This window comes from Rhodococcus sp. NPDC003348, from assembly GCF_053589375.1.
Window position 1 is genome coordinate 32,851 of record NZ_JBSFRT010000043.1, and the last position, 23,580, is coordinate 56,430.

Sequence of the window (23,580 nt, forward strand, 5' to 3'; positions counted from 1 at the left end):
TAGCCTCGGAGGGGTGACCGGTGTCTCCCAGGGGATGCGGGCAGCGCCCGCCGCGCCGCTGCGGCCGTACCTCGGGCCGTACGAGGGCTACCGGCTGTCCGGATTCGAGGCCGGCGTCCATCTGGGAACCCCGGCGCCGGAGCTGACGGTGGTCCTGTCCCTGGACGCCCCGGTGACGATCGCCGCCACCTCGCATCCGGCGCAGCCGGCGGGCGCGTGGGATGCGCTGGCGAGCGGGCTGGCCACGACCGCCGTCGCCATCGAACACGACGGGAATCAGCACGGTGTCCAACTGGCGCTGACCCCGGCCGGGTCGCGCGCACTTCTCGGTGTGCCCGCCGCCGCGCTCGGCGCGTGGATCGTCGACCTCGACGACGTGCTCGGTTCGGACGCAACCGAACTCGCCGACCGGATCGCAGCCGAGTCGGAGTGGCCCGCACGGTTCGCGATCCTCGACGACGTGTTGCTGCGCCGATGTGGTGACTCCGGCGTCGACGACAACCTCGCCCGCGCATGGCACCTGCTCACCGGGACGACTGCTCGCCGGGTGGCCGACGTCGCCCGCGACATCGGCTGGAGCAGAAGGCATCTGGTCACCCGGTTCACCGCCGAGTTCGGGATCGGGCCGAAGGACGCGATGCGGGTGGCACGCTTCGACCGATCGAAGCGCCTCCAGCGTCGGCTCCCCGGCCTCTCGCTGGCCGACGTCGCGGCCCGGTGCGGCTTCTACGATCAGGCCCATCTGGCCCGTGAGTGGCGCTCCCTCGCCGGAGTGCCGCCGTCCCGCTGGCGGGCCGAGGAACTGTTCCCACTCGTCCAAGACGAATGCCCCGCCGGTGAGGCACCGTCGAGGGCATGACCACAGAAGCGGACACCACGATGACCACAACGCACGTCTGGCCGACCCTCACCTACGCGAACGCGCGTGCCGCGATCTCCTTCCTGGTCGACGCCTTCGGTTTCGTCGAGAGGGCCGTCTACGGCGAGGGAGACCGCGTCGACCACGCGCAACTGGATTGGCCTGCCGGTGGTGGGATCATGCTCGGCAGCAGCCGTGACGACTCGGTGCTCGCCGACCTGCCCACGGGAGTCGGCTCCGTCTACCTCGTCACCGACCAACCCGACGCACTGCACGACCGCGCCGTCGCCGCCGGCGCCACCGTCGTCAAGGGCCTGACCGACGAGGACTACGGCTCCAGGGGATTCACCTGCCGCGACCCCGAAGGAGTGTTCTGGAGCTTCGGGACGTACGCCGGGGAGTAGCCGCGATCACCCGACCGGATCGGCGAGCATGCCGCGCCACGCGACCTCGAGCGCGGCGCGGCACCGCGCCCGGGTCGCCCCGTCGTCGAGTGCGTCCCCGCGAACGACGAACTGGTAGTAGAACACCCCGGCGAGCAGGTCGAAGCAGGCCTCGGCATCCAGGTCCTCGCGAAGGATCCCGCGGTTGATCCCGGCGCGCAGGGCATCCTCGAGCGGCACGCGGCGGCGCGACACGTGGCTGTGCCAGTAGGCCTTCTGCAACTCCGGGTTCTCCATCGACAGCCGGATCCGGCGCCGGAACCGTTCCTCCGGATATCCGTCCGTGTGCGCGCTGTCGAAGGAGCCGAGAACGGCCTCTCGGAGGTCGCCGTCGGTCGCGATCGGTTCGGGCTGTTCGCGTCCGGTGTCGATCGCGGCGGCGACGAGCGCGGTGATCGACGGCCATCGCCGGTACAGCGCGGCGCGGCTCACCCCGCTGCGTTCGGCGACGCGCGCCACGGTCGGTGTCTCGTTCTCGTCGATGAGTGCCAGTGTGGCGCCGAGGATACGACCGTCGATGTCGCCCTTGCGCGGCCGTCCCGGTCCGCGGGCGGCCGGTGCCTGCACGCCGGCCGCCCGCGGTTCGGTGACCGTCATGCGTCGAGCGCGCGCCGACGCAGACGATGGACGGTCTCGTCGCTCAGTCCGGCCGTACGCAGGGGAGCGAGTGCGTCGCCGTGCCGATCACGCAGCCGGGCGAGCATGGTGCGCATTGCGGTGTCCCACACCTCGATCGAGTCCTCGGCGGGTACCGCCGGGGCGGTGTCGAAACCCATTCGCGCCAGCAACACACCCATGACGGGGGCAAGGCGGGTGTTGATCGCCGTCATGTTGACTCCGGTGCGGCGGTAGTCGGAGACGATGGCGTCGTCCTCGGCGCCGAGTGCGAGAAGCAGTGCGGCAGCGAGGACTCCGGTGCGGTCGGCTCCCGCCGCGCAGTGGAATGCCGTGGTGCCGGGGGCCACCGCGATGATCCCGAGGGCGCTCACCAGTTGCGGCGCAGCCGTTTCCAGCATGGTCGCGTACATCTCGCCGAACTGTGCCCGCGAGGTCGGGAACGGTTCGTCCGCGGTTCCCGCCGTTCGGATGTCGCGCATCAGCGGCAGGTGGTGGTACGACACCGGATGTCCGGACAGCGGTCCGCGGCCGGTGAGCGCGACCTCGTCGCCCGAACGCAGGTCGATCACGCTCACCAGGCCACGTTCCAGCAGTCCTCGCGCGTCGTCCTCGGTGATGGTCGACAGGTCGTCGGCGCGGATCGCGAGACCTGTGCGCAGGACACCGCCTGCGATCGGGATTCCGCCCAGGTCACGGAGATTCGCCGGCGCGGTGGGGGTGATGTCGAGTGCGGTTGTCACGTGATTCTCCTTCGGATGAGGGCGCTGCCCTGATCGATCACCGTGACGAGCACGATGATGCAGATGATGATGGCGCTGAGATGTCCGTAGTCGTACATCTTCATCGCGGTGGTGAGTTCGAGTCCGATGCCGCCCGCTCCGACCAGACCGAGGATCGTCGCGCCCCGCACGTTGCCCTCGAACAGCAGCAGTGTGTAGGAGACGAGCATCGGCGCGGCCTGGGGCAGGATGCCGTAGGTGATGACCTGACGCTTGGACGCGCCGACGGCCTGCACGGCGACGACAGGTCCGCGGTCGACGGATTCCATGGCTTCGGCGTAGATCTTTCCGATCGAACCGATCGAGCCGAGCGTCATGGCGAGGATGCCCGCGAACGGTCCCAGTCCCACGGCCGAGACGAACATGAGCGCGAAGACCAGATCCGGGACCGAGCGGATGACGTTCATGACCCAGCGCGCCGGGTAGTACAGCCACGTCGGCGCGATGTTGGACGAGGCCGCGAACGCGACGAGCAGCGACAGCACACCGCCGAGCACGGTGCCGACGATCGCCATCTGGAGCGTCTCGATCAGCAGTTCCACGATGGTGCCGAACTTCGAGAAGTCGGGCGGGAAGAGCCGCGAGAGGAATTCGCCCATGTTGACGGTGCCGTCGGCAAGGCCGGCGAAGTCGAACTCGGCGCCCTGGAACGACCAGAACAGCACGAGCAGGGCGAGCGGGATGCCGACGAGGAACCGCGTCCGCGGAATCGAGAACGCTTGCTCGAGTCGCCGGCGTTCGGCCGGATCCAGTGCCGGTGTGGTGGACGACTTGGTCCGGTCGGTGTGGGTCGGTTCAGGCGAAATCGTCGTCACCACCGTGCTCCTCGTGTCGGTAGAGCGGGAGCAGTTGCTCGGCGTCGAGTTCGGATGTGGGCGCCGAGACGATCAGCCGGCCCTGCCGGAGACCGACGATCCGGTCGCTGTGGGCGAGCGCGAGGGGCAGTACGTGCAGGCTCACCAGGACCGGGATGCGGTACTCGGCGGCGATGCCGCGCAGCAGTTCGAGCACCGAGTCCGCCAGTCTCGGGTCGAGCGAGGCGACGGGTTCGTCCGCGAGGATGACGCGCGGCTGTTGCATGAGGGCGCGGGCGATCGCGACCCGCTGCTGCTGGCCGCCGCTGAGTGACCGGGCCGGGTCCTTCGCCTTGTGGGCGATGCCGACCCGGTCGAGGTAGTGCATCGCGAGTGTGCGGTGCTCGCTGCCGAATCCGCCGACGAGGTTGATCGGGCCGGCGTTGTGCAGCGCCCCGGTGAGGACATTGGTGAGTACGCTGAGCCGGGGGATCAGGTTGAACTGCTGGAAGACCTGGCCGACGTCGGCGCGCAGACGCCGTGGTTCCCGGCGCCGCAGGTCGGTGACATCGTGGCCGGCGACGTGCACCCGGCCCGCCGCGGCGGGCGCGAATCCGGTGAGGCTCTTCATCAGTGTCGACTTACCCGAGCCGGACGCGCCCAGCAGTGCGACGGTCTCACCGGGACGCAGGTCGAGGTCGACGCCGTCGAGCACGACCTGGTCGCCGTAGGCGACGCGCAGGCCGCGCACGGTGACGACCGGCGAGCCGAGGTTCGGCGCGGGCCGGATCGCCGGGACGGTCGCGGCGGTGGTCACTGCAGGTCCGACAGTTCGACGCCGGCCACCGCAGCGATGTCGACGAAGGACTGGAAGTCGGCGGCGTTCGGATCCTGCACGGTCTCGAGCCCGATGAAGCCCTTGCCCAGGGCGCCGAGGGCGGCTTTGTTCTGCTCGGAGAACACCTTCGGCAGCGCGTCCTGCAGCAGGGTCCGTGTCTCGTCGTCGAGGGATTGCCGGGCGAGGACCGCCCCCATGATCGGCATCGACAGGCTCTCGCCGACCCCGCGCCACTCGCCGTCGGCGAAGGGGAACATCGGCGCGCCGAGTTCGGTCAGCATGATCGCCGTGCACGCCGCGTCGACCTGTCCCTGACGGAGCGCGGCGAAGCCGCCCTCGTGGCCACCGGCGAAGATCGCCTTGTAGTCGCTGCCCTGCTCGAGGCCGGCCTCGTGCAGCATGTGGACCGGCATGAAGTAGCCGGAGCTCGAGGCCTGGTCGGCGAAGGCGACGGTCTTGCCCCTCAGGTCGGTGAGGGACCGGACGGGGGAGCCTTCGAGCACCACGCACGTCGACACGGGGTCGTCGCTGCCCTTCCACGCCATCAGCGCGTCGACTTCGCCGGTGTTCACGGCGAGCGCGGAGGGGAATCCGCTCATGATGCCGAAGTCGACGTGGTCGGAGCGGATCGCCTCGACGACGCTCAGATAGTCGGGCACGTCGAGGATGTCGACCGGACGACCGGTCTCCGTCTCGAGCAGGTCGGCGAGGGCCTCGACGGGGTTCGCCTGGGTCGGATCGTCGACGAGCGGGGTGGTGGCGATGGTGATGGTGCCGTCGGACGCCTCGGTGTCCGCAGAGTCCGACGAACAGCCGGTCAGTGCGACAACGAGGGCGCCGGCGCCCAGGATGCCCAGGATGGTCGGGGTGTGGCGGCGCATGGTGTCCCTTTCACGCGGTCACGCGGGGTGTTTTCGAGAACGCCCGTATGCAAACCCGTCGAGATGACACGGAATTACGAGACCGCCGTACCGGAAATGGGACACCGGGTGAACACTCGGTGCGTCGGGTGGGAGCGCGAGCGCAGGCCGGGGATCAGGCCGAGTGGCCCTCGGGAACCACCTCGGCCGGCTGCGGCGGCGGCGGTGGAGTGCCGTCGCCGAACGGCCTGCCGCCCAAGGCCTCCCGGCCGTGCGGGGTGAGCCAACCCGACAGGTCCGGGCCCTTCGGGACGATCTGCGTCGGATTTATGTCGGTGTGCACGATGTAGTAGTGCTGCTTGATCTGGGTGAAGTCGACGGTGTCACCGAATCCGGGTGTCTGGAACAGGTCTCGTGCATATGCCCACAGCACGTCCATCTCGTCGAGCTTGTTGCGGTTGCACTTGAAGTGCCCGTGGTACACGGCGTCGAAACGGGCCAGTGTGGTGAACAGTCGCACGTCCGCCTCGGTGATGGTGTCGCCGACCAGGAACCGGCAGGTGGCGAGGCGTTCGCTCAACCAGTCCAGGCGCGCGAACAGCCGGTCGTAGGCGCGGTCGTACGCCTCCTGTGATCCGGCGAAGCCGCACCGGTACACGCCGTTGTTGACGTCCCGGAACACCAGGTCCGCGATCTCGTCGATCTCGTCGCGGAGTGGCTCCGGGTACAGGTCGGGGGCACCGTCGCGGTGGTACGCCGTCCATTCGGTGGACAGGTCGAGGGTGATCTGCGGGTAGTTGTTCGTGACGACCTGTCCGGTCGGGACGTCCACGATCGCGGGGACGGTGATCCCGCGCGGGTACTGCGGGTCGCGGGCGAGGTAGGCGTCCTGCAGGCGGGGGATCTTCAGCACCGGGTCGACGCCGCCGGGGTCGAGGTCGAAGGTCCAGCTGCGCTCGTCGTGGGTGGGTCCGCACATGCCCATCGACAGCACGCCCTCGAGGCCGAGCAGGCGGCGGACGATGATCGCCCGGTTCGCCCACGGGCACGCTCGCGCCACGACCAGCCGGTAGCGGTCCGGCTCGACCGGGTAGCCGTCACGACCGTCTGCGGTGATCCGGGTCTCTATGTACCTGGTGTCGCGGACGAATTCGCGGCCCGCCTCGACGTAGCGGCCGCTCGAGCTGTTCTCTTCGGTCACGGAGCCAACGGTAACGCGGAGTGCCCCGGTGGCGGGGTCATGCGCGCAGCGCGACCTCGGTGACGCTGCCGAGTTCCTCGTAGCCGAGCCGCGCGGCGAGCCTGCGGGACGCGGTGTTCCCGGGATGGCTGCTCCATTGCGGGATCATGCCCTCGTCCATCGCGTCGTTGGTGCACAGGCGGCCGACCGTCGCACCGTGTCCGCGGAGTCTGGCGCCGGGAACCGTCAACACCCCGACCCGGGCGACGATGCCCTGCCATTCCGCGTATCCCGCTCCGGAGAGCGGGGTCTCGTCCTCGTCGAGGAGCGTGAACCAGTTGCGGCGGCGTGTCAGGTCTGCCTCCTCGACGTCGTCGGGTGGGCACAGCGACTGCAACCTCAGCACATGGGGCAGTACGTGCGAGATGAGCGGATTCTCGATTTCGATCTCGTCGCTCACCTCGGAGGCGTACGCGAGCAGCCGGGGCCCCACGCAGCGGCCGCCGCGGTCCTTGGTCAACTCCATCAGCGTCGATCGGGTCGAGAGGGCCTCGTCGTCGATGTCGGCGGCACGGTCGAGCAGCCAGTCCGGGCCGACAAGCGCGCTGGCAGTGCCGAGCCGGACGAACCGGACAGTGTCGGTGGCCGGGCCTACTGTGCGGGTGCCGGCGTGGCGGAGGGCGTCGTGCGGCAGGCCGAGTTCCCGCGACCAGGCGAGGGAGACGATGTCGAGTTGGTGCGAGTCCACCCCACGACGCTATCGGGCGCCGGGGGTGCGGGTCTTGTCGCACAATGGTCCACGCCGTATATTCCGTGTGGACTATTCGGGTGGAGGAGGCGACGGCAGTTGAGCGTGACGCCGCTTGCGATCACCGTGCTGGCCCTGCTCAACGAGCGGGACATGCATCCCTACGAGATGTATCAGGTGCTGCTGCAAAGACGCGGCGACCGCATCGTGAAACTGCGGCCGGGCTCGCTCTATCACGCGGTGGCGCGGCTGGACCGCGACCGCCTGGTGACCGCGGTCGGAACCGAACGTGACGGCAACCGGCCCGAACGCACCACCTACGCGATCACCGATGCGGGTCGGGCGGCGATGAAGGATCAGGTCGCCGAGATGCTCGAGAAGTCGGTGCGCGAGTACCCGCGGTTCCCGCTCGCGCTCGCCGAGGCGCACAACCTCGACGCGGACACCGTGGCCCGGCTGCTGACCGGCCGCATCCGGTTGCTCGAACAGGAACTCGATCGGCTCGACGCCGACCGCGCCGTCCTCGTCGGGCGGGCAAAGCCGCGGGCGTTCTGGGTCGAGCTCGACTACTTGCACACCGTGACCCGGGCCGAGATCGACTGGCTGCGCCGCACGGTCGACGAACTCGAGAGCGGCGAACTTCCATGGGTCACACCCGACATCATCAAGACACAACTCGCGCAACAGGCAGGGGAAAGAACGTGACCGCAACCAACCAGCAGGCCGAGGCCAGGCCGTGGCCGGCGCTGTGGGCGCTGTGTCTGGGCTTCTTCATGATCCTCGTCGACTCCACGATCGTCGCGGTCGCCAATCCGGCGATCATGGACCACCTCGGTGCCGACATCAACAGCGTCGTCTGGGTGACCAGTGCGTACCTGCTCGCCTACGCGGTGCCGTTGCTGATCACCGGTCGCCTCGGGGACCGTTTCGGGCCCAAGCGGCTGTACCTGCTCGGGCTCACCCTGTTCACCGCCGCATCGCTGTGGTGCGGTCTGGCCGGCAGCATCGAGATGCTGATCGTGGCGCGCGTCTTCCAGGGCTTCGGTGCGGCCCTGATGACGCCGCAGACGATGGCCGTCATCACCCGGACCTTCCCGCCGGACAAGCGCGGTACCGCGATGGGTCTGTGGGGGGCCACCGCCGGTGTCGCCACGCTGGTCGGTCCGCTGGCCGGCGGTGTGCTGGTCGACGGCCTCGGCTGGCAGTGGATCTTCTTCGTCAACGTGCCGGTCGGCGTCGTCGCCTTCCTCGCCGCGATGCGGTACGTCCCGGATCTCGAGACGCACCAGCACAAGTTCGACATCCCCGGCGTGATCCTCAGTGCCGCGGGCATGTTCTTCCTGGTGTTCGGTCTGCAGGAGGGCAACACCTACAACTGGTCGGCGCGGATCTGGCTGATGATCGCGGCCGGAATCGTGTTGCTCGGGGTGTTCGTCTGGAACCAGTCCCGCACCAAGGGCGAGCCCCTGCTTCCCCTCGAACTGTTCCGGGACCGCAACTACTCGCTCGCCAACATCGCGATCACGTCGATGGGTTTCGCGATCACCGCAATGGTGCTGCCGCTGATGTTCTACGCACAGGGCGTACGCGGACTCTCGCCGACGGGTTCGGCGCTGCTGATGGTGCCGATGGCGGTGCTCGCCGGCGCACTCGCGCCGGGTGTCGGCAAGCTGGTCGACCGTGTGCACCCGCGTTACATCGCCGCACCCGGATTCCTGATGCTCGCGATCTCGCTGACCTGGCTGTCCGTGGTGATGAAGCCCGACACCGCGATCTGGGAACTGCTGCTGCCGATCGCGCTCATGGGTGTCGCCAACGCGTTCATCTGGTCGCCGCTCGCCGCGACCGCCACCCGCAACCTGCCGCAGCATCAGGCCGGGGCGGGGTCCGGGGTCTACAACACCACACGGCAGGTCGGCGCGGTGCTCGGCAGTGCGGGCATCGGAGCCCTGATCACCTCCCGTCTCGCCGCCAACGGCGTGCCCTCCGGGGGGACCGCGCACGAGGGCATGGCCACCGCGATGCCGGAGTTCATCAGGGACGGATTCAGCTCGGCGATGAGTCAGTCCGTGCTGCTGCCTGCCGCGGTCCTGCTGGTCGGTTTCGTTGCGTCGCTGTGCTTCTCACGGCCGATGCGAGGAGGTGGACAGCCGGACGTCGTGGCTGCCGCGGAGAGTCGCGAGCCTATGGCAGGCTGACCGCATGACTGATCCCGACAAGCCCACCCGGCTCGAGCGCATCCACACCGAGGGCGGCGCGGAGGTCGCAGTCCTCACCTTCGACGACGGTGGTCTGAACCTGTTCGACCGGGCCATGTTCGACTCGCTCACCGCGGACCTGGACGCGCTCGCCGCCACCCCGCCGCGGGCGGTGCTGCTGCGGGCGGAGGGCAAGGTGAACTCCGGCGGTGTGGACGTGCACGTGTTCGACGGGCTCACCGAGGACGAGGGCGCCGTCCTGTGGCGGACGCTGTTCGCCGAAGTGATCCACCAGATCGAGGCGCTGCCCTGTCCCGTCGTGTACGCCGCCCACGGGCTGACGCTGACCGCGGCGTTCGAGATCGCCCTGGCCTGCGACATCATCGTCGCCGCGCCGAAGGCGAAGTTCGGGCTCGTTGAGACGGTGGTCGGGCTGACCCCGTCGATGGGCGGTCCGCAGCGGCTCGCCGAGCGCGCGGGATCGGGCCGGGCCAGGGAGTTCGTCATGACGGGCGACCTGTACGACGCCGAGACCATGCTCTCCTGGGGTGTGGTCAACGCGGTGCGCGACGACGTCGAGGCGGCGGCGCGGGCACTGGCCGCGCGACTGGCGGACGGTCCCACCCGGGCGCACGCGGCGACGAAGAAGATCATCGAGGCATGGCGTTCCGGTGGTGTCGCGCACGCAGATTCGATCACGCCGGAGGTGTCGGGCGCACTGTTCGGCACGGCCGACCTGCAGACCGCGGTGCGCAGCTTCCTGGACGTGGGACCGGGGAAGGCGCATTACGTCGGCCGCTGACGAGCGGATGCTCCGACGTGACCCACGCCACTGTGCGGCGCTTAGAGTGGGTGCCATGTCGAACGAAGTCCTGATCGAACGCAACGGCCGCATCATGGTCATCACGATCAATCGTCCGGAGGCGCGCAACGCGATCAACGCCGCGGTGAGCAACGCGCTCGCCGCGGCGGTCGACGAGCTCGACGCCGACGACGATCTCTCGCTCGCGGTCGTCACCGGTGCCGGCGGCAACTTCTGCGCGGGCATGGATCTCAAGGCCTTCGTCGCCGGCGAGAACGTCGTCGTCCCGGGCAAGGGGCTCGGCTTCACCGAGGCGCCGCCGCGGAAGCCGATCATCGCCGCCGTGGAGGGCTTCGCGCTCGCGGGCGGCACCGAACTGGTGCTCGCCACCGACCTGGTCGTGGCGTCCCGTGACGCGAAGTTCGGTATCCCGGAGGTCAAGCGCGGCCTGGTCGCCGCCGGTGGCGGGCTGCTGCGGTTGCAGAAACGGATTCCGTACCAGAAGGCGCTGGAGCTGGCACTGACCGGCGACTCGTTCACCGCGGAGGAGGCCCACAACTACGGGTTCGTGAACCGGCTCGTCGAGCCAGGCAAAGCCCTCGAGGGTGCTCTCGAGCTGGCCGAGCGGATCACCGCCAACGGACCGCTGGCGGTCGCGGTGACCAAGGAGGTCGTCGTGAGGTCCGGGGACTGGTCGGACTCGGAGGCGTTCGCCAGGCAGCTCGAGCTGATCGCACCCGTGTTCGTCTCCGAGGACGCGATCGAGGGCTCGAAGGCGTTCGCGGAGAAGCGCGCCCCGGTCTGGAAGGGACGGTAGGGCGTGCGGCGCCGGGCGGCCGGTCGGGTGGCGGCGACGCTGTCCGTGGGGTTGCTCGGCGCCTTGGTCGTCGGATGCGGGGCCGCGGACCCGGTCGACCAGGAGGCCCACGAGCGTGCCGAGACCGCCGCCGACGGTTTCGTCTACGGGTACGCGCCGGTCGCGCTGGCCCGCACGCGGGCGAACATGACCTGTCTGCTGCCGGTCAACCAGCTCCACAACCAGTCCCGGATGTCCGGCCCCGACTCCCGGACCGTCGTCGCCCCGAACGTCGACACCCTCTACTCGATCGCCTGGCTGGATCTGCGCGCCGGACCGGTGCTGCTGAGCCACCCGGAGATGGGCGAACGGTACTTCGGGTTCCAGTTCCTCGACATCTACAGCAACGTCTTCGCCAATGTCGGGACGCGTGAGACAGGTTCGGCGCCCGGTGCCCACCTGATCGTCCCGCCGGGCTGGTCCGGTACCGCCCCCGATGCGGCGCGCGTGATCGAGTCGCCCACCTGGGACGCCTGGATGATCGGACGCACGCTGGTCGAGTCGGAATCGGACCTGCCCGCGGCTCAGGACTCACAGAAGCGGTACGTGATGCGGGTGGCCGGACCCGCACCCGCCACCGCCCCACCTTCGCTACCTCCGACGGACTGCGGCAACAACCCGGCGCCGCAAGCGATGGCAGGCTCGGGAGCCGCCTTCTTCGACGAACTCGCCGCGATCCTCGCTGCGAATCCGCCGCCCGCCGCGGACGCCCCACTACTGGAGGGTATCTCGACGCTCGGTGTGGAACCCGGATCCACCCCGAGCGCCGGTGACCCGGAGGACGTCGCCGCGCTCGCGACCGGCGTCGTGCTCGGCGGGCAACGCATCGACGCGGCCCTCGCCGTCGGCGCCGACACGAGTGCGGGTGCGTGGAGCACCCTCGCCGACGCGGGCCGTTACGGCACCGACTACCTGCACCGGGCGGTCGTCGCCAGGATCGGCCTCGGCGCCAACGTGCCGGAGGAGTCGATCTACCACGTCACGCGGACGAGCGCCGACGGACAGCCGCTCCGCGGGCACACCGGTTACCGGCTGCATTTCGCCGCCGCCGACCTGCCTCCGGTGGACCCGCGCGGGTTCTGGTCGATCACCCTGTACGGGCCGGACATGTTCGTGGTGCCGAACGACATGGGCCGGTACGCGATCGGTGACCGCACACCCGGTCTGGTCCGCGGCGCCGACGGGTCCCTCGACGTGTGGGTGTCGGCGTCGCCGCCGCCGTCCGGGACCGCGAACTGGCTGCCGGCACCCGACGGCGAGTTCGTGCTGATGCTGCGCACCTACCTCCCCGCGGAGCCGTCGTGGACTCCGCCCCCCGCGCAACCCGAGTAACCCGAGACCCTGGCACGGCCCGAGCATCCCGACACGACGGAGGCACCGCGATGACCACCCCGCTGGCCGAACTGCACATGCACATCGAGGGTTCGCTCGAACCCGAACTGATCTTCGAACTGGCGCAGCGTAATCGGGTCGAGTTGCCCTACGCCGATCTCGACGACCTGCGGTCCCGGTACGAGTTCACCGACCTACAGTCGTTCCTCGACCTCTACTTCGCGAACATGGCGGTACTGAGGACAGCGCAGGACTTCGCCGACCTGGCCCGCGCCTACTTTGCGCGGGCCGCCGCCGCGGGGGTGCGGCACGCGGAGATCTTCTTCAACCCACAGGCGCACACCGGCCGCGGCGTCCCGCTGCGCGACGTGCTCGACGGGCTGGGGGAGGCGATGGCCGGCAGCGAAGCGGAGTTCGGGGTCAGCAGTGGGCTCATCGCGGGAATCCTCAGAGACCGGCCCGTTCCGGAGGCCGACGCCCTGCTCACCGACCTGCTCGCCAGTGGCGCGCCGCTGCTCGGTGTCGGGCTGGATTCCGCGGAGGTCGGGTATCCGCCCTCCCTGTTCACCGACGTGTTCGCAAGGGCCCGCGCGGCCGGGTTGCACGTCGTCGCGCACGCGGGGGAGGAGGGGCCGCCCGACTACATCCGGCAGGCGCTCGACCTGCTCGGCGTCGAACGCATCGACCACGGCATCCGCTGCCTGGAGGACGACGATCTCGTGGAGCGTCTTGTCCGCGAACGGGTTCCGCTGACCCTGTGCCCGCTGTCGAATGTGCGGCTGCGGGTGATCGACCGGCTCGCCGACCACCCGATCCGCGCCATGCTCGCGCGCGGCCTGCACGTCACCGTCAACTCCGACGACCCCGCCTACTTCGGCGGCTACGTGGACGACAATCTCACCCGGTTGCACGCCGAGGTGGGCCTGACGGACGAGGAGCGGGAGCAGTTGGCGCGCAACTCGATCGCGGCGTCCTTCGCGACCGCCGAGCGGAAGGCGGAGTTGCTCAACGGATGAGCCCGGACCCCTGCAGCCGGCGGGCCACGTCCAGCAGGTCCCGGTCGCGTCCGGCGGGTGCGACCAGGCACAGGCCGACGGGTGCGGGCGCCGTGGATTTCACCGGCAGGGTGGCGGTCGGTAGGCCCGCCACGGTCGCGATCGCGGTGAGCATCCCGGTCGAGCGCATCGCGTTGCGGTAGGCGTCCGACGCGGTGCCGCCGGTCCGCGCCGGCGCGGTCGTGGCGGTGGTCGGCAGAACCAGGACGCGGTCGGCGAGGTAGGCGGTGACCGCGACCGCGGCCTCGTCGAGGGTCGCGCGGGCGCGAGTGTATGCCGACTCGGTGATCGTCCCGGCGGCGGTGAAGTTGTCCCGCGGCTCACCGCTCAGTGCGGACGGCGCCTCGGTGACGAAGGCCCCGAACTGCTTCCACGCCTCGTAGCCGATCACGGTGGTGACCGCGTCGTACCAGTCCGGCAGTGCGCCGATGTCGAGATCCTGTTCGGTCAGGGCCGGCAGGCCGCCGCCCTTCCAGCCGGCGAGCGCGGTGGTCATCGCCGCGAGCACGTCCGCGGAGGCGATCGCGTTGACGCCGGGCGAGGTGACCGCCCGCTCGAGTGGCCGGTCGGCCCCCGCAGGAACGGACGCCGTGACCGCCGAGGCGAGGGTCGCGACGTCGCCGGCCAGCCATCCGACGGTGTCGAGTGTCGGGCTCAGTGGCAGCATCCCGCCGGTCGGGACGACGCCACGGGTCGGCGTGAACGCGAACAATCCCTGCCAGGCCGCCGGAATGCGGACCGATCCACCGGTGTCGGAACCGAGCCCGACCGCGGCGTCACCAGCAGACACCGCGGTCGCGGCCCCCGAACTCGATCCGCCCGGAAGCTGCTGGTCGGCAGCCGGATTCGGAGGTGTCCCGTAGTGATCGTTGATCCCGGAGTGCCCGTAGCCGAGGTCGTCGGTCTGGGTCAGCCCCGCGATGGACGCGCCCGCGCCGAGCAGCGACGTCACCGCCGCGGCCGTCGACGACTGCGGCGCCGCCTGTGCGAGCCACCGCGGGTTTCCGGCGCCGATCTGCTGACCGGCGATCGCGAACAGGTCCGAGACCGCCACCGCCCGGCCGTCGAGCCCACCCTGTCCGGTGGGGGTGACCAGCGGTTCGCCGGACACCCGCCAGACGGCGCGGTCCGCGGGTGTGGTGCCTGCGGTCGTCCCGCCGCCGGGCAGTGGCGGAACCTCCGGTTCGGTGGTGCCGCCGCCGCAACCGGCGAGCAGTGCGGCACCGGCGAATGTGCCGGCGGTCAACAGCGAGCGACGACTGAGGGCCATGCCCCCGACGCTAATCCAGCGAACCGGGCTAACCGAGGACCTGCTGCAGGTAGGCGTTGTCGAAGATTCGTTCCGGGTCGTACTTGTCGCGAGCCGAGCGGAACTCGTCGAAGTGGGCGTAGGTGGGACGCAGGTCCTCGGCGGTGCGCGAGTGCATCTTGCCCCAGTGCGGGCGCCCGTCGACGGCCTTCGCGATCGACTCGACCGCGTCGAAGTACTCGCGATGGTCGCGGCGGTGGTACTGGTGCACGGCCACGTACGCGGTGTCCCGGCCCGTGGCGGTGGAGAGCCAGATGTCGTCGGCGGCGGCGAACCGCACCTCGACCGGGAAGGCGACGGTGAAGTCGGAGCCCGTGATCCAGCGGTCGATCTCCCGCAGCGTCTCGGGCAGCGCCTCGGCAGGGACGGCGTACTCCATCTCCCGGAACTTCACGCGACGCGACGAGGCGAACACCTTGTAGCTGCGGTCGACGTACTCGCGGGCGCTCAGGGCCCGGGCGGTCACGTTGTTGATCGTCGGGATGGCCGTGGGGAATCGGGCGGCGACCCTGTTCACCCCTTCGAACAGGGTGTTGGAGAGCAGTTCGTCGTCGATGTAGCCGCGGATCGCGCTGACCGGCTGGGCCGGGGTGTCGAGCGGGAGCCGGGTGTTGTGCTTGGTCAGCACCCGGTCGGTGTGCGGGAACCAGTAGAACTCGAAGTGGTCGGTGCCGTGGACGTGCTCGTCGAGGTTCGCCATCGTCTCGCTGAACCGGGCAGGGGCCTCGACCGCCCGCATCATGTAGGCGTTGGCGCACTGCAGCGTCAGCTTCGCGATGACGCCGACCGCGCCGAGGCCGAGCCGTGCGGCGTGGAAGAGTTCGGCGTTCTCTTCGGCGGAGCAGTCGACGATCGCACCGTCCGCCAGCACCAGCTGCATGGCGCGGATCTGGGTCGCGATGCCGCCGAATTGGGCGCCGGTGCCGTGGGTGCCGGTGGAGATCGCACCGGCGACGGACTGCGCGTCGATGTCGCCGAGGTTGATCATCGCAAGACCGAGATCCCACAGTCTGGGATTCAGTTCACGAAGTCGCGTGCCGGCGAGAACGGTCACCAGGGCGCCGGACTCCCCGACCGGCACCACGGACTCGACGCCGCGCAGATTGTCGAGGCTGATCATCACACCGTCGGTCACCGCGACCGGGGTGAAGGAATGTCCGGCGCCGACGCATTTGACGTGCAGTCCTTCGGTGGCCGCCCGCGCGATCTCGGAACTCAGCTCGGCCACGGACCTGGGGGTGGCGAACCGCCGGGGGTTGGCACCGGCGCTGTGCGCCCAGTTGTGCCACGTCTGTGAGTGCATTGCACCACTATTACCTGGACATCCGTCCAGGTCAACCTTCGTACGCGAAGTACTTCGGACGTTTTAGGATCGTCAGATGCTGAATCGGCTTCCTGCGGACGAACGACGTGCACAACTCGTGGAATCGGCGATGGGGATCGCGGAACGAGGCGGCGTCAGCTCCGTCACGATCCGCGCCGTCGCCGAGGATGCGGGGGTGTCCCTCGGGGTCGTCCACTACTGCTTCGAGAGCAAGGAGGCGCTCGTCGCGGCGATGGGGGAGGCACTGGTTCTGCAGCTGAGCCAGGCCCTGCGGTACGCATTCGGGCAGGCGCGCGCGGAGGATGCCCAGACCGGGGTGCGTGGCCTGAAGGAGCTCCTGCACAGCGGCCTGTCCGCGATGTGGCCCATCATCGAGGCCACCCCCGATCGGCAGCTGCTCACCTATGAGATCACCGCCTACGGGCTGCGTCAGCAGGCCGCCGGGGCCGAGCTGGCCGGGGCCATCGCATCCAATCAGTACGCGACCATGGACGCCGAGGCGATCGAGTTCCTGGAGACCTCCGCCGCGCACACCGGCACGCGCTGGACCGAGCCCGTTCCGGATCTCGCGAGGTTCGCTCTCGCCGTCATCGACGGCATCGTGCTGCGGTGGCTGGTGGACCGCGACGGCGACGCCGTGATCGCCGAGCTCGACGACCTCGTGCAGATGGTGACCCGCAAGGCCGTCGAGGTCTGACGGCCGCGGGCGAACGGGCCGAAACATGGACAGTTGTCCAACTGTGGTGGTTGACTGGATCCGTGACCGCGACCACCGATCGACCCGCCATGGCATCCACCGGAACGCTTGACGCGACCGTCGCCCGCCTCGACGCGGCGACCCGCCCGTTCGATCCGCCGTTCGCCGCGGTGGATGTCACCGCACTCGACGCCAACGCCGCCGACCTGGTGCGCCGCGCATCCGGAACCCCCATCCGGGTGGCGAGCAAGTCCGTGCGTGCCCGTGCCGTGCTGGAGCGGGCGCTGGGCGCGGGCCTGACGGAGAGCGGCGGATTTCGCGGCATCATGTCCTACTCGCTGCGGGAGGCGATCTGGCTGGTCCGGGCCGGGGCCCGCGACGTGCTGATGGGGTACCCGACCGTGGACCGCGCCGCGCTGGCCGAACTCGGCTCCGACCCACTGCTCCGCGACTCGATCACGTTGATGGTCGACAGCGTCGACCATCTCGACGTGATCGCGGCCGCAGGCGCCACGCGGGCCCGGCTGTGCCTGGATGTGGACGCCTCGCTGCGGATCGGGCCCGTCCACCTCGGGGTGCGGCGTTCGCCGCTGCGGACCCCCGACGAGGCCGCGCGCCTGTCCCGTGCCGCCGCCGACCGCGGTTTCGCGGTGGTGGGCGTGATGTTCTACGAGGCGCAGATCGCAGGCCTGCCGGACGCCAGCGCCGCCGTGCGGCTGGTGAAGAAGGCGTCCGCCGCGGAACTGGCGACACGCCGCGGTGCGGTCGTGGACGCGATCACCGCGGTCGTGGGCCGGCTCGAGATCGTCAACAGTGGCGGCACCGGTTCGCTCGAGATCAGCTCCGCCGACCCCGCGGTCACCGAGGTCACCGCCGGGTCGGGACTGTTCGTGCCGACCCTGTTCGACAGGTACCGCGCGTTCACGCCGCGTCCGGCGATGTTCTTCGCGCTGGCGGCGGTCCGCAGACCCACCCCGAAGATCGCGACACTCTTCTCCGGCGGCTACATCGCCTCCGGCCCGGCAGGCGCGTCGCGTGTGCCGACGCCGGTGTGGCCGGCCGGGTTGAAGCTGCTGCGCAACGAGGGCGCCGGAGAGGTGCAGACCCCGGTGACCGGGCTCGCGGCCAGTGCGCTGCGGATCGGCGACCGGGTCTGGTTCCGGCACGCGAAGGCCGGCGAGCTGTGCGAGCGCTTCACCGACGTGCACCTCGTCGACGCCGACGGCACCGTCGCCACCGTGCCCACCTACCGCGGCGAAGGACAGTGCTTCGGCTGAGCCCGTTCGGGTGTCGACGCTCGACGGGTGCGGAACTCAGCCCGCGACCCACGCGCGCGCGGTTCGTCACGCATGCGATCGTCCTGCCTCGTCGTCACGGTCGATGTTCGGGTGGCTGCGCAGGAACGCGCCCAGCTCGGTCAGTCCGGCGGGTGTCGTCGGCAGGTAGTCCGTCAGCGCGGGGGAGCGGACGATCACCGCGTGCCACTTGCCGCGGGAGATGGCCACGTTCAACCGGTTCCGGGACAGCAGGAATCCCATGCCGCGGGGCACGTCCGCCGCCGACGAGGCGGTCATCGACACGAACACCACCGCGGCCTCCCGGCCCTGGAACTTGTCGACCGTCCCGACCAGGACCTCGTCCAGACCGGCCTCGGCGAGGTGGGTGCGGATCAGCGACACCTGCGCGTTGTAGGGCGCGACGACGAGAATGTCGGACTGGTCGAGCGGGCGCGGCACCTCTCCTGTTGCCGCGGTCCACGGCGTGCCGATCAGCGCGACGGCCGCGGCGGTGATGGCCGCGGCCTCCTCCTCGGACGACGTCGACCGTCCGACGTGGTTCACGAGCAGCGCGCCGACGCCCGGTGCGACACCCGCCAGGTTCCGGCCGGTGGTCACCGACTCCTTTGCATGCAGCCTTCCGTCGTAGGACAGGTCCGACACCGACGCGCACACCTTCGGATGCATCCGCCAGGTGACGTCGAGGAAGTAGCCGAGTTCCGGCGGCAGTGCACCCGCCCCGTCGGCCAGCCAGCCGAGGGCCGAGGTATCCACCGGCTCGGGATGGATGCCCTGGCTGACCTGAGGCAGTTGCTGCGGATCGCCGAGCAGCAGCAGGTTGCGCGCCGAGATCCCGACCGCGACGGTGTTCGCCAGTGCGAACTGACCGGCCTCGTCGACGACCAGCAGGTCCAGGCTGCCCGGTGGCACCCGGTCGGCATGCGCGAAATCCCATGCGGTGCCACCGATCACGCAGCCGTCACCCTCGTGCTCGGCGAGGAAGGCGGGAAAGCCGGACGGGTCGAGCTTGGACCACTGCGGATCCGCGGTCAGACCCGAGCCCGGCTTCTTCGCCACCCGCTCGCCCGGAACGCCGGAGCGCACCACCGCGTCGAGCATGTTCTCGACCACCGAATGCGACTGCGCGACGACACCGATCCGCCAGCCGTGCCGGGTCACCAGCTCCGCGACCACGCCGGCCCCGGTGTGTGTCTTGCCGGTGCCCGGCGGCCCCTGTACCGCCAGGTAGGAGTCGTCGAGGTCGAGGAGCGCGGCCACGATCGCCGGTGCCCGGTGATCCGGGTCGGCGACCGGTAGCGGGGCGCCCGAGCGGGTGCGCGGGGGGATCCGGCGAAGGATGTCCACCGCCGCGGTCCCCGGCAGCGTGGGCAGAGCCGCGGCGGTCGATGCGGCCTGCTCGGCGATCGCGGCCTCGATGCGCTGCGTCGGGACCGGACGCCCCGGCGCGAGCGCCATCGGCACGCTGTCGTGGGGCTCGCTGCCCTGCAGTTCCTCGACGACCACCACGTCGCGGCGCTTGCCGTCGAGCCCGGTCTCCGCGTCGATCTCGACCACCGTCACGTCGACGGTGCCGCGCGCCGCCGCGTCGGAGGAGCCGATCCCGGTCGCCGCGTCGTACAGCGCGAACGGCTTGCCGCCGACCCGGGTGGTGGATCCGGATCCCCAGGCGCCGACGAGCCGCACCCGCCGGCGCAGCTTGCGCTGCCGGGGGCTGCTCTTGTGCCAGTCCTCGGTGACGGTCGCCGACTCGGCGACGAACACGTCCGCGTTGTCGGCCCACTCGTCGGTCGGTGCGGTCAACCGGGCGAAGTGCGCCCACCAGAAGGGTTTCCGCTCCCGCCGGTGGTAGCCGACCGCGGCCGCCATCAGCGCAGCCGCCTGCTGGTCGGCGGATCGCCTGCCTGCCAGCACGTCACCGACGTAGTCGCGCAGTGCGAGTTCGGTCGGGTTCGGTTGCTCGATCTCCGTGGCCACCGTCTGCTGCACGGGGTGCGGATGCACATCGCGATCGGCCGCCAGTCCGAGCAGCCAGTCCCGCAGCCGCAGCGTGGACAGACAGTCGTACTCGTTGTAGTCGGCGATGCCCCGCAGCAGTTCCGCCGCCTCGGCGTCGCGGCCGCCGTCGAGCAGGGCGCAATAGTCCGCGTAGGCGACGACCGACGCCGCGGCGTTGGTGACGTCGCCCTCGCGGGACTGCTCGTCCATGTACAGCGGCTCGAGCTTCTTGATCGAATACGACGGCGCGCCGACCCGGACCGCGCCCCGCACGATCGGGTACAGGTCCACCAGGACGTTCTCGCGCAGCAGCGCGTCCACGCTCTCCTCGCCGACACCGTAGCGCCCGGCGAGCCGCAGCAACGCGGTCTTCTCGTAGGCCGCGTAGTGGTAGACGTGCATGTGCGGGAAGCGTTTCCGGCGCTCGGTCACGTAGTCGAGAAAGTCGAGCAGTGCCTGGCGCTCCTCGGTGCGGTCGTGCGCCCAGAACGGCCGGAAGGTGCCGTCGGACTCCATCACACCGAACAGGTACTCCAGGCCCCAGTCCGACGACCCGCCCTCCGCCCACAGCGGATCGCCCTCGAAGTCGAAGAAGATGTCCCCCGGATCCGGGGTGGGGATCCCGGCGAGGGCCGTGCCGCCGTCGATCACCTCGAACACCGGTGTGCCGCTGTGTTCCTGGCGGACCTGCGCGGCGGCCTGGCCGCGCAGCGACTCGAAGGTGCGTGCGCTCATGCCGTCGACGGGCCGATCGGCCGTGGCGAGAGACTCGACGGTGGTGATCCCGCCGCGAATCAGCTTGTCCCGCTGTGTGGATCGCATGCCGGCGACGAGTATCAGGTCGCGGCTGCGCTCGACCTCGGGAGTGCAGTCCTCGCAGCGTCCACAGCTGCGAACCTCCGCCCAGGATGCCGGCGCACCACTGCGCAGGTGATCGTCGAGCAGTTGCACCAGCGCGTCGCGACGCCGCCGGAACACCGGCATGATGTCGCCGAGTGGATACGTCATGGTGCTGTCGTCGCCGAGGATCAGGCTCGCCGTCGGCGCGGTCGGGACGCCGGCGGCGGCCAGTGCGTCGGCGTACGCCGCCAGTTGCAGCAGCGCGGGCACCCGGGTGTGCCGGGAGAGCTTGGTGTCCACGACCCGGTAGCCCTCGTCCCCACGGACCAGGAAGTCGCAGAATCCGAGGAACTGTCCGTCGAAGAAGGTGCCCTGGTAGATCACGTCGGCACCGGCCCGGGCTGCGGCGACCGTCGCCTTGCTCGCTCGCGTCAACTCCTCGAAGTCGATGCGGGTGTGGTCGATGGTGACGACGCCGTCGCCGAACTGCTCGCGGAATCCGCCGAGCCGCCGCTGCTCGTGGGCGTCGCCGAGAGCGGACGTGCGGGTCAGCATCGGGTCGGGCGTCTCGGGTGTCACCGCCTCGGTACGTCCGAGCTTGCGGTCGAGCCGCCGCAGCAGCGTGTACTCGCAGTCCGCGGCCTGCGACAGGTCGCTGGCGCTGTGCACGATCACGTCGTCGAGGAGGAACACGGGTCCGACTATGGCAGAGACCGCCGACACGGCGCCGGGCACGCACCGGGAGGGGCCCGGGCCGCTCTCGTCGGAACGTATGCGGCCGGGATAATCGATCCGTGCCGTTCTTCGCTGGAGTTTCCGGGCAGATCCACTACCGCCACTGGCCGTGCGCCGACCCGGTCGCCGGACTGGTGTTCGCGCACGGGATGGGACAGCACAGCGGCCACTACCATCGCTTCGCCCGGGCGCTCGGTGCGGAGGGAATCGAGATGTGGGCGCTCGATCACGTCGGCCACGGCCTCAGCGAGGGCGAGTTCGGGCAGCCCGGTCCGGTAGCGGATCTCGGTGCGAACCTGCTGGTCCTGGCCGACCTCGCCGCCGGCGAGCGGCCGGGCCTGCCGCTGGCGGTGATGGGGCACTCGTTGGGCGCCGGCGCCACCATCGCGGCCCTCGCGCAAGCGCCGACCCGGTTCGCGGCGGTGGTGCTGTGCGGGCTGCCGCGATCCGCCGCCGCCGACCCCGGCGCGGCCGCGGCGGTGCGGGTGCCGATCCTGGTGGTGCACGGCGTCGACGACAGGCTCGCCCCGATCGACGGCGCCCGGACCTGGACGGCGGGTGTGCCCGGCGCGGACCTGCGCGAGTACGAGGATGCCGGTCACGACCTGCTGCACGAACCGGTGCACCGCCGCGTGACCTCCGACGTCGCGGTGTTCATCCGGGATAGCGTGCGGTCATGACTCCCGACGAACACCTCGACTTGCTGCGGATCGAGGGGCTGCGGCTGGCCTCGATGCCGACCGACGCGCTGGGTGCCCCGGTCCCGACGGTTCCGGGGTGGACACTGGAGCGGGTGATCCGGCACACCGGCCGGGTCCATCGATGGGTGACCGCGACCCTGGCCGCCGGCCCGGACGCCACATTCGAATCCGGCGCCGAACCCGAGTCGCTGCCGCACGGCGCCGACTGTCTGCCCGCCTACCGCGAATCCCTCGACGCGCTGCTCGCGGAGCTGTCCGCGCACGACTTCGACCGCCCCGCACCGACGTTCACCGGCCCCGGCACCGTCCGGTTCTGGGCGCGGCGACAGGCGCACGAGGTCGCGGTGCACAGGGTGGACGCCGCCGACGCGGTGCACGCCGCCGGTGGCCGGGCTCCCGAGGCCGTCGCCGCGCACGGTGCCGCGGACGGTGTCGACGAATGGGCGCGGCTGATGCTTCCGCGTGCCCTTTCCGAGATGCCGGAGGCGTTGCAGGGCAAGACGGTTCACCTGCACGGCACAGACACCCCGGACGCCGAGTGGCTGCTGACGTTCACCCCCGACGGGGTGCGGGTCGAGGCCGGACATGCGAAGGGCGACGTCGCGGTCCGCGGCACCGCGGAGGAACTGCTGCTGACCGTGTGGCGTCGCCGGCCGCTCGCCGCGCTGGAGATGTTCGGCGACGTCGACGTCGCGCACCGGATGGTGGACGCGGCGCGGATCTAGATCTTCCCCCCGCATCCCCAGGCCAGACCGGCGAGACCCTGCGCCGTGGCCAGGCTCTCGGCGAGCGTCGCGTCGGTGAGAGCGGGGTCGTCGAGGGCGAGGCATCCGAGCACCGTGACGGGTTTGTCGCCGTCGCCTGACACGGAGACGCCGTGACCGAACTCGGGCCCGTCGAGCGACAGCACCCCCAGCGTCGAGGTCCAGGCGTCCGCGCCGAACGCGACGACCGCGCGGACCCAGGGCCGCAGTTCGTCCCATCCGGGGCCGGGGTCGTCGACGACGCGGGCGCCGAACAGCCTCGGGTCTTCGCCGGGGCGGTGGGTGGGCCGGGCGGCGATCCCGGCCAGGTGCAGCGCGCGCAGCAGGCGCGGCTCCGAGGCCACCTTCGGGTTCACCAGCAGCAGCTTGGGAAAGGCGTCCCCGAATCCGGATGGTCGGCCGTCCTGCGGGTCGGGGTGCTCACTCGTCGGCATGGCTGCCATTGTGGCCGACGGCCGCGGGGGGGCCCGCGGGGGGGGGCCCCCCCGCGCGGCCGTGATTGCGGTGTTGGGGGCGGGGAGGGGATTAAAAAACCAAAGCTGGACACGAGGGTAA

23 protein-coding genes are annotated in these 23,580 nt (G+C 70.4%); 12 read left to right on the forward strand and 11 right to left on the reverse strand.

Annotated features, from left to right (window positions below):
- The first annotated feature begins 13 nt into the window (after nt 1-13).
- Together ACWDU4_RS23100 and ACWDU4_RS23105 are read left to right on the forward strand one after the other, a co-directional pair.
- Nucleotides 14-859 (forward strand): helix-turn-helix domain-containing protein, encoded by an 846-nt coding sequence (locus ACWDU4_RS23100; protein ID WP_450116267.1) that lies wholly within the window; start codon nt 14-16, stop codon nt 857-859.
- The gene (locus ACWDU4_RS23105) at nt 856-1,263 is read left to right on the forward strand and encodes a VOC family protein (protein ID WP_450116268.1); all 408 of its coding nucleotides are present in this window, start codon (nt 856-858) and stop codon (nt 1,261-1,263) included. The genes ACWDU4_RS23100 and ACWDU4_RS23105 overlap by 4 nt, the downstream gene beginning before the upstream one ends.
- Before the next feature lie 6 nt (nt 1,264-1,269).
- Here the strand turns inward: ACWDU4_RS23105 and ACWDU4_RS23110 are convergent, their stop codons facing one another.
- The 7 genes from ACWDU4_RS23110 to ACWDU4_RS23140 all read right to left on the reverse strand — a co-directional run bounded on the left by ACWDU4_RS23110 (nt 1,270) and on the right by ACWDU4_RS23140 (nt 7,119).
- Complete coding sequence (locus ACWDU4_RS23110; RefSeq protein WP_450116269.1) at nt 1,270-1,899, reverse strand: TetR/AcrR family transcriptional regulator; 630 nt, start codon at nt 1,897-1,899, stop codon at nt 1,270-1,272.
- Nucleotides 1,896-2,660 carry a tyrosine-protein phosphatase gene (locus ACWDU4_RS23115; RefSeq protein ID WP_450116270.1) on the reverse strand — a complete coding sequence of 255 codons (765 nt, stop codon included), beginning with the start codon at nt 2,658-2,660 and terminating at the stop codon, nt 1,896-1,898. The genes ACWDU4_RS23110 and ACWDU4_RS23115 overlap by 4 nt, the downstream gene beginning before the upstream one ends.
- Entirely contained in the window at nt 2,657-3,514 is an 858-nt protein-coding gene (gene phnE / locus ACWDU4_RS23120; protein WP_450116271.1) for a phosphonate ABC transporter, permease protein PhnE, read from the reverse strand. Before phnE ends, ACWDU4_RS23115 begins: the two co-directional genes overlap by 4 nt.
- On the reverse strand, nt 3,495-4,310 hold the full coding sequence (locus tag ACWDU4_RS23125) for a phosphonate ABC transporter ATP-binding protein (protein WP_450116272.1): 816 nt from the start codon (nt 4,308-4,310) through the stop codon (nt 3,495-3,497). The genes phnE and ACWDU4_RS23125 overlap by 20 nt, the downstream gene beginning before the upstream one ends.
- Nucleotides 4,307-5,212: a phosphate/phosphite/phosphonate ABC transporter substrate-binding protein gene (gene phnD, locus ACWDU4_RS23130; protein ID WP_450116273.1), complete on the reverse strand. Its 906-nt coding sequence runs from the start codon at nt 5,210-5,212 to the stop codon at nt 4,307-4,309. The genes ACWDU4_RS23125 and phnD overlap by 4 nt, the downstream gene beginning before the upstream one ends.
- 154 nt (nt 5,213-5,366) lie before the next feature.
- On the reverse strand, nt 5,367-6,392 hold the full coding sequence (locus ACWDU4_RS23135) for a glutathione S-transferase family protein (protein ID WP_450116274.1): 1,026 nt from the start codon (nt 6,390-6,392) through the stop codon (nt 5,367-5,369).
- A 37-nt stretch (nt 6,393-6,429) separates the two neighbouring features.
- Nucleotides 6,430-7,119, reverse strand: a complete 690-nt coding sequence (locus ACWDU4_RS23140; protein WP_450116275.1) for a GNAT family N-acetyltransferase — start codon at nt 7,117-7,119, stop codon at nt 6,430-6,432.
- A 105-nt stretch (nt 7,120-7,224) separates the two neighbouring features.
- Here ACWDU4_RS23140 and ACWDU4_RS23145 point away from each other — a divergent pair, with 105 nt between their 5' ends.
- From ACWDU4_RS23145 to ACWDU4_RS23170, 6 genes are read left to right on the forward strand one after another with little or no spacing between them, the layout of a single operon-like run.
- The gene (locus tag ACWDU4_RS23145; protein ID WP_450116288.1) at nt 7,225-7,824 is read left to right on the forward strand and encodes a PadR family transcriptional regulator; all 600 of its coding nucleotides are present in this window, start codon (nt 7,225-7,227) and stop codon (nt 7,822-7,824) included.
- On the forward strand, nt 7,764-9,317 hold the full coding sequence (locus ACWDU4_RS23150; protein WP_450116276.1) for an MFS transporter: 1,554 nt from the start codon (nt 7,764-7,766) through the stop codon (nt 9,315-9,317). The genes ACWDU4_RS23145 and ACWDU4_RS23150 overlap by 61 nt, the downstream gene beginning before the upstream one ends.
- 4 nt (nt 9,318-9,321) lie before the next feature.
- On the forward strand, nt 9,322-10,119 hold the full coding sequence (locus tag ACWDU4_RS23155; protein WP_450116277.1) for an enoyl-CoA hydratase/isomerase family protein: 798 nt from the start codon (nt 9,322-9,324) through the stop codon (nt 10,117-10,119).
- 55 nt (nt 10,120-10,174) lie between these two features.
- Nucleotides 10,175-10,936: a crotonase/enoyl-CoA hydratase family protein gene (locus ACWDU4_RS23160; protein WP_450116278.1), complete on the forward strand. Its 762-nt coding sequence runs from the start codon at nt 10,175-10,177 to the stop codon at nt 10,934-10,936.
- A gap of 3 nt (nt 10,937-10,939) precedes the next feature.
- Nucleotides 10,940-12,307: a DUF1254 domain-containing protein gene (locus ACWDU4_RS23165; protein WP_450116279.1), complete on the forward strand. Its 1,368-nt coding sequence runs from the start codon at nt 10,940-10,942 to the stop codon at nt 12,305-12,307.
- Between the two features lie 50 nt (nt 12,308-12,357).
- Nucleotides 12,358-13,323, forward strand: coding sequence for an adenosine deaminase (locus tag ACWDU4_RS23170; RefSeq protein ID WP_450116280.1), 966 nt, complete (start codon nt 12,358-12,360; stop codon nt 13,321-13,323).
- Here the strand turns inward: ACWDU4_RS23170 and ACWDU4_RS23175 are convergent.
- Both ACWDU4_RS23175 and ACWDU4_RS23180 read right to left on the reverse strand, forming a co-directional pair.
- Complete coding sequence (locus tag ACWDU4_RS23175) at nt 13,313-14,632, reverse strand: amidase family protein (RefSeq protein ID WP_450116281.1); 1,320 nt, start codon at nt 14,630-14,632, stop codon at nt 13,313-13,315. The genes ACWDU4_RS23170 and ACWDU4_RS23175 overlap by 11 nt on opposite strands.
- Before the next feature lie 28 nt (nt 14,633-14,660).
- On the reverse strand, nt 14,661-15,974 hold the full coding sequence (locus ACWDU4_RS23180; RefSeq protein WP_450116282.1) for a D-arabinono-1,4-lactone oxidase: 1,314 nt from the start codon (nt 15,972-15,974) through the stop codon (nt 14,661-14,663).
- A 76-nt stretch (nt 15,975-16,050) separates the two neighbouring features.
- On the opposite strand from ACWDU4_RS23180, the gene ACWDU4_RS23185 reads away from it, so the two are divergent.
- Both ACWDU4_RS23185 and ACWDU4_RS23190 read left to right on the forward strand, forming a co-directional pair.
- Nucleotides 16,051-16,692, forward strand: coding sequence for a TetR/AcrR family transcriptional regulator (locus ACWDU4_RS23185; RefSeq protein WP_450116283.1), 642 nt, complete (start codon nt 16,051-16,053; stop codon nt 16,690-16,692).
- 89 nt (nt 16,693-16,781) lie between these two features.
- Nucleotides 16,782-17,969, forward strand: a complete 1,188-nt coding sequence (locus ACWDU4_RS23190; protein ID WP_450116289.1) for an amino acid deaminase/aldolase — start codon at nt 16,782-16,784, stop codon at nt 17,967-17,969.
- A 66-nt stretch (nt 17,970-18,035) separates the two neighbouring features.
- Here the strand turns inward: ACWDU4_RS23190 and ACWDU4_RS23195 are convergent, their stop codons facing one another.
- Nucleotides 18,036-21,518: a TM0106 family RecB-like putative nuclease gene (locus ACWDU4_RS23195; protein ID WP_450116284.1), complete on the reverse strand. Its 3,483-nt coding sequence runs from the start codon at nt 21,516-21,518 to the stop codon at nt 18,036-18,038.
- Between the two features lie 101 nt (nt 21,519-21,619).
- Between ACWDU4_RS23195 and ACWDU4_RS23200 the strand changes: the two genes are divergently transcribed.
- Together ACWDU4_RS23200 and ACWDU4_RS23205 are read left to right on the forward strand one after the other, a co-directional pair.
- A complete protein-coding gene (locus ACWDU4_RS23200; protein ID WP_450116285.1) occupies nt 21,620-22,240 on the forward strand; it encodes an alpha/beta hydrolase in 621 nt (206 codons plus the stop codon).
- On the forward strand, nt 22,237-22,986 hold the full coding sequence (locus ACWDU4_RS23205; protein ID WP_450116286.1) for a maleylpyruvate isomerase N-terminal domain-containing protein: 750 nt from the start codon (nt 22,237-22,239) through the stop codon (nt 22,984-22,986). The genes ACWDU4_RS23200 and ACWDU4_RS23205 overlap by 4 nt, the downstream gene beginning before the upstream one ends.
- Here the strand turns inward: ACWDU4_RS23205 and ACWDU4_RS23210 are convergent.
- Nucleotides 22,983-23,459, reverse strand: a complete 477-nt coding sequence (locus tag ACWDU4_RS23210) for a hypothetical protein (protein WP_450116287.1) — start codon at nt 23,457-23,459, stop codon at nt 22,983-22,985. The two genes, ACWDU4_RS23205 and ACWDU4_RS23210, sit on opposite strands and share 4 nt — an antisense overlap.
- Between the last annotated feature and the right edge of the window lie 121 nt (nt 23,460-23,580).

Coding starts and splice junctions, on each gene's coding strand:
- ACWDU4_RS23105 (WP_450116268.1), top strand. CDS start 856: ATGACCACAGAAGCGGACACCACGATGACCACAACGCACGTCTGGCCG.
- ACWDU4_RS23110 (WP_450116269.1), bottom strand. CDS start 1,899: ATGACGGTCACCGAACCGCGGGCGGCCGGCGTGCAGGCACCGGCCGCC.
- phnD (WP_450116273.1), bottom strand. CDS start 5,212: ATGCGCCGCCACACCCCGACCATCCTGGGCATCCTGGGCGCCGGCGCC.
- ACWDU4_RS23150 (WP_450116276.1), top strand. CDS start 7,764: ATGGGTCACACCCGACATCATCAAGACACAACTCGCGCAACAGGCAGG.
- ACWDU4_RS23155 (WP_450116277.1), top strand. CDS start 9,322: ATGACTGATCCCGACAAGCCCACCCGGCTCGAGCGCATCCACACCGAG.
- ACWDU4_RS23160 (WP_450116278.1), top strand. CDS start 10,175: ATGTCGAACGAAGTCCTGATCGAACGCAACGGCCGCATCATGGTCATC.
- ACWDU4_RS23170 (WP_450116280.1), top strand. CDS start 12,358: ATGACCACCCCGCTGGCCGAACTGCACATGCACATCGAGGGTTCGCTC.
- ACWDU4_RS23175 (WP_450116281.1), bottom strand. CDS start 14,632: ATGGCCCTCAGTCGTCGCTCGCTGTTGACCGCCGGCACATTCGCCGGT.
- ACWDU4_RS23180 (WP_450116282.1), bottom strand. CDS start 15,974: ATGCACTCACAGACGTGGCACAACTGGGCGCACAGCGCCGGTGCCAAC.
- ACWDU4_RS23185 (WP_450116283.1), top strand. CDS start 16,051: ATGCTGAATCGGCTTCCTGCGGACGAACGACGTGCACAACTCGTGGAA.
- ACWDU4_RS23190 (WP_450116289.1), top strand. CDS start 16,782: ATGGCATCCACCGGAACGCTTGACGCGACCGTCGCCCGCCTCGACGCG.
- ACWDU4_RS23205 (WP_450116286.1), top strand. CDS start 22,237: ATGACTCCCGACGAACACCTCGACTTGCTGCGGATCGAGGGGCTGCGG.
- ACWDU4_RS23210 (WP_450116287.1), bottom strand. CDS start 23,459: ATGCCGACGAGTGAGCACCCCGACCCGCAGGACGGCCGACCATCCGGA.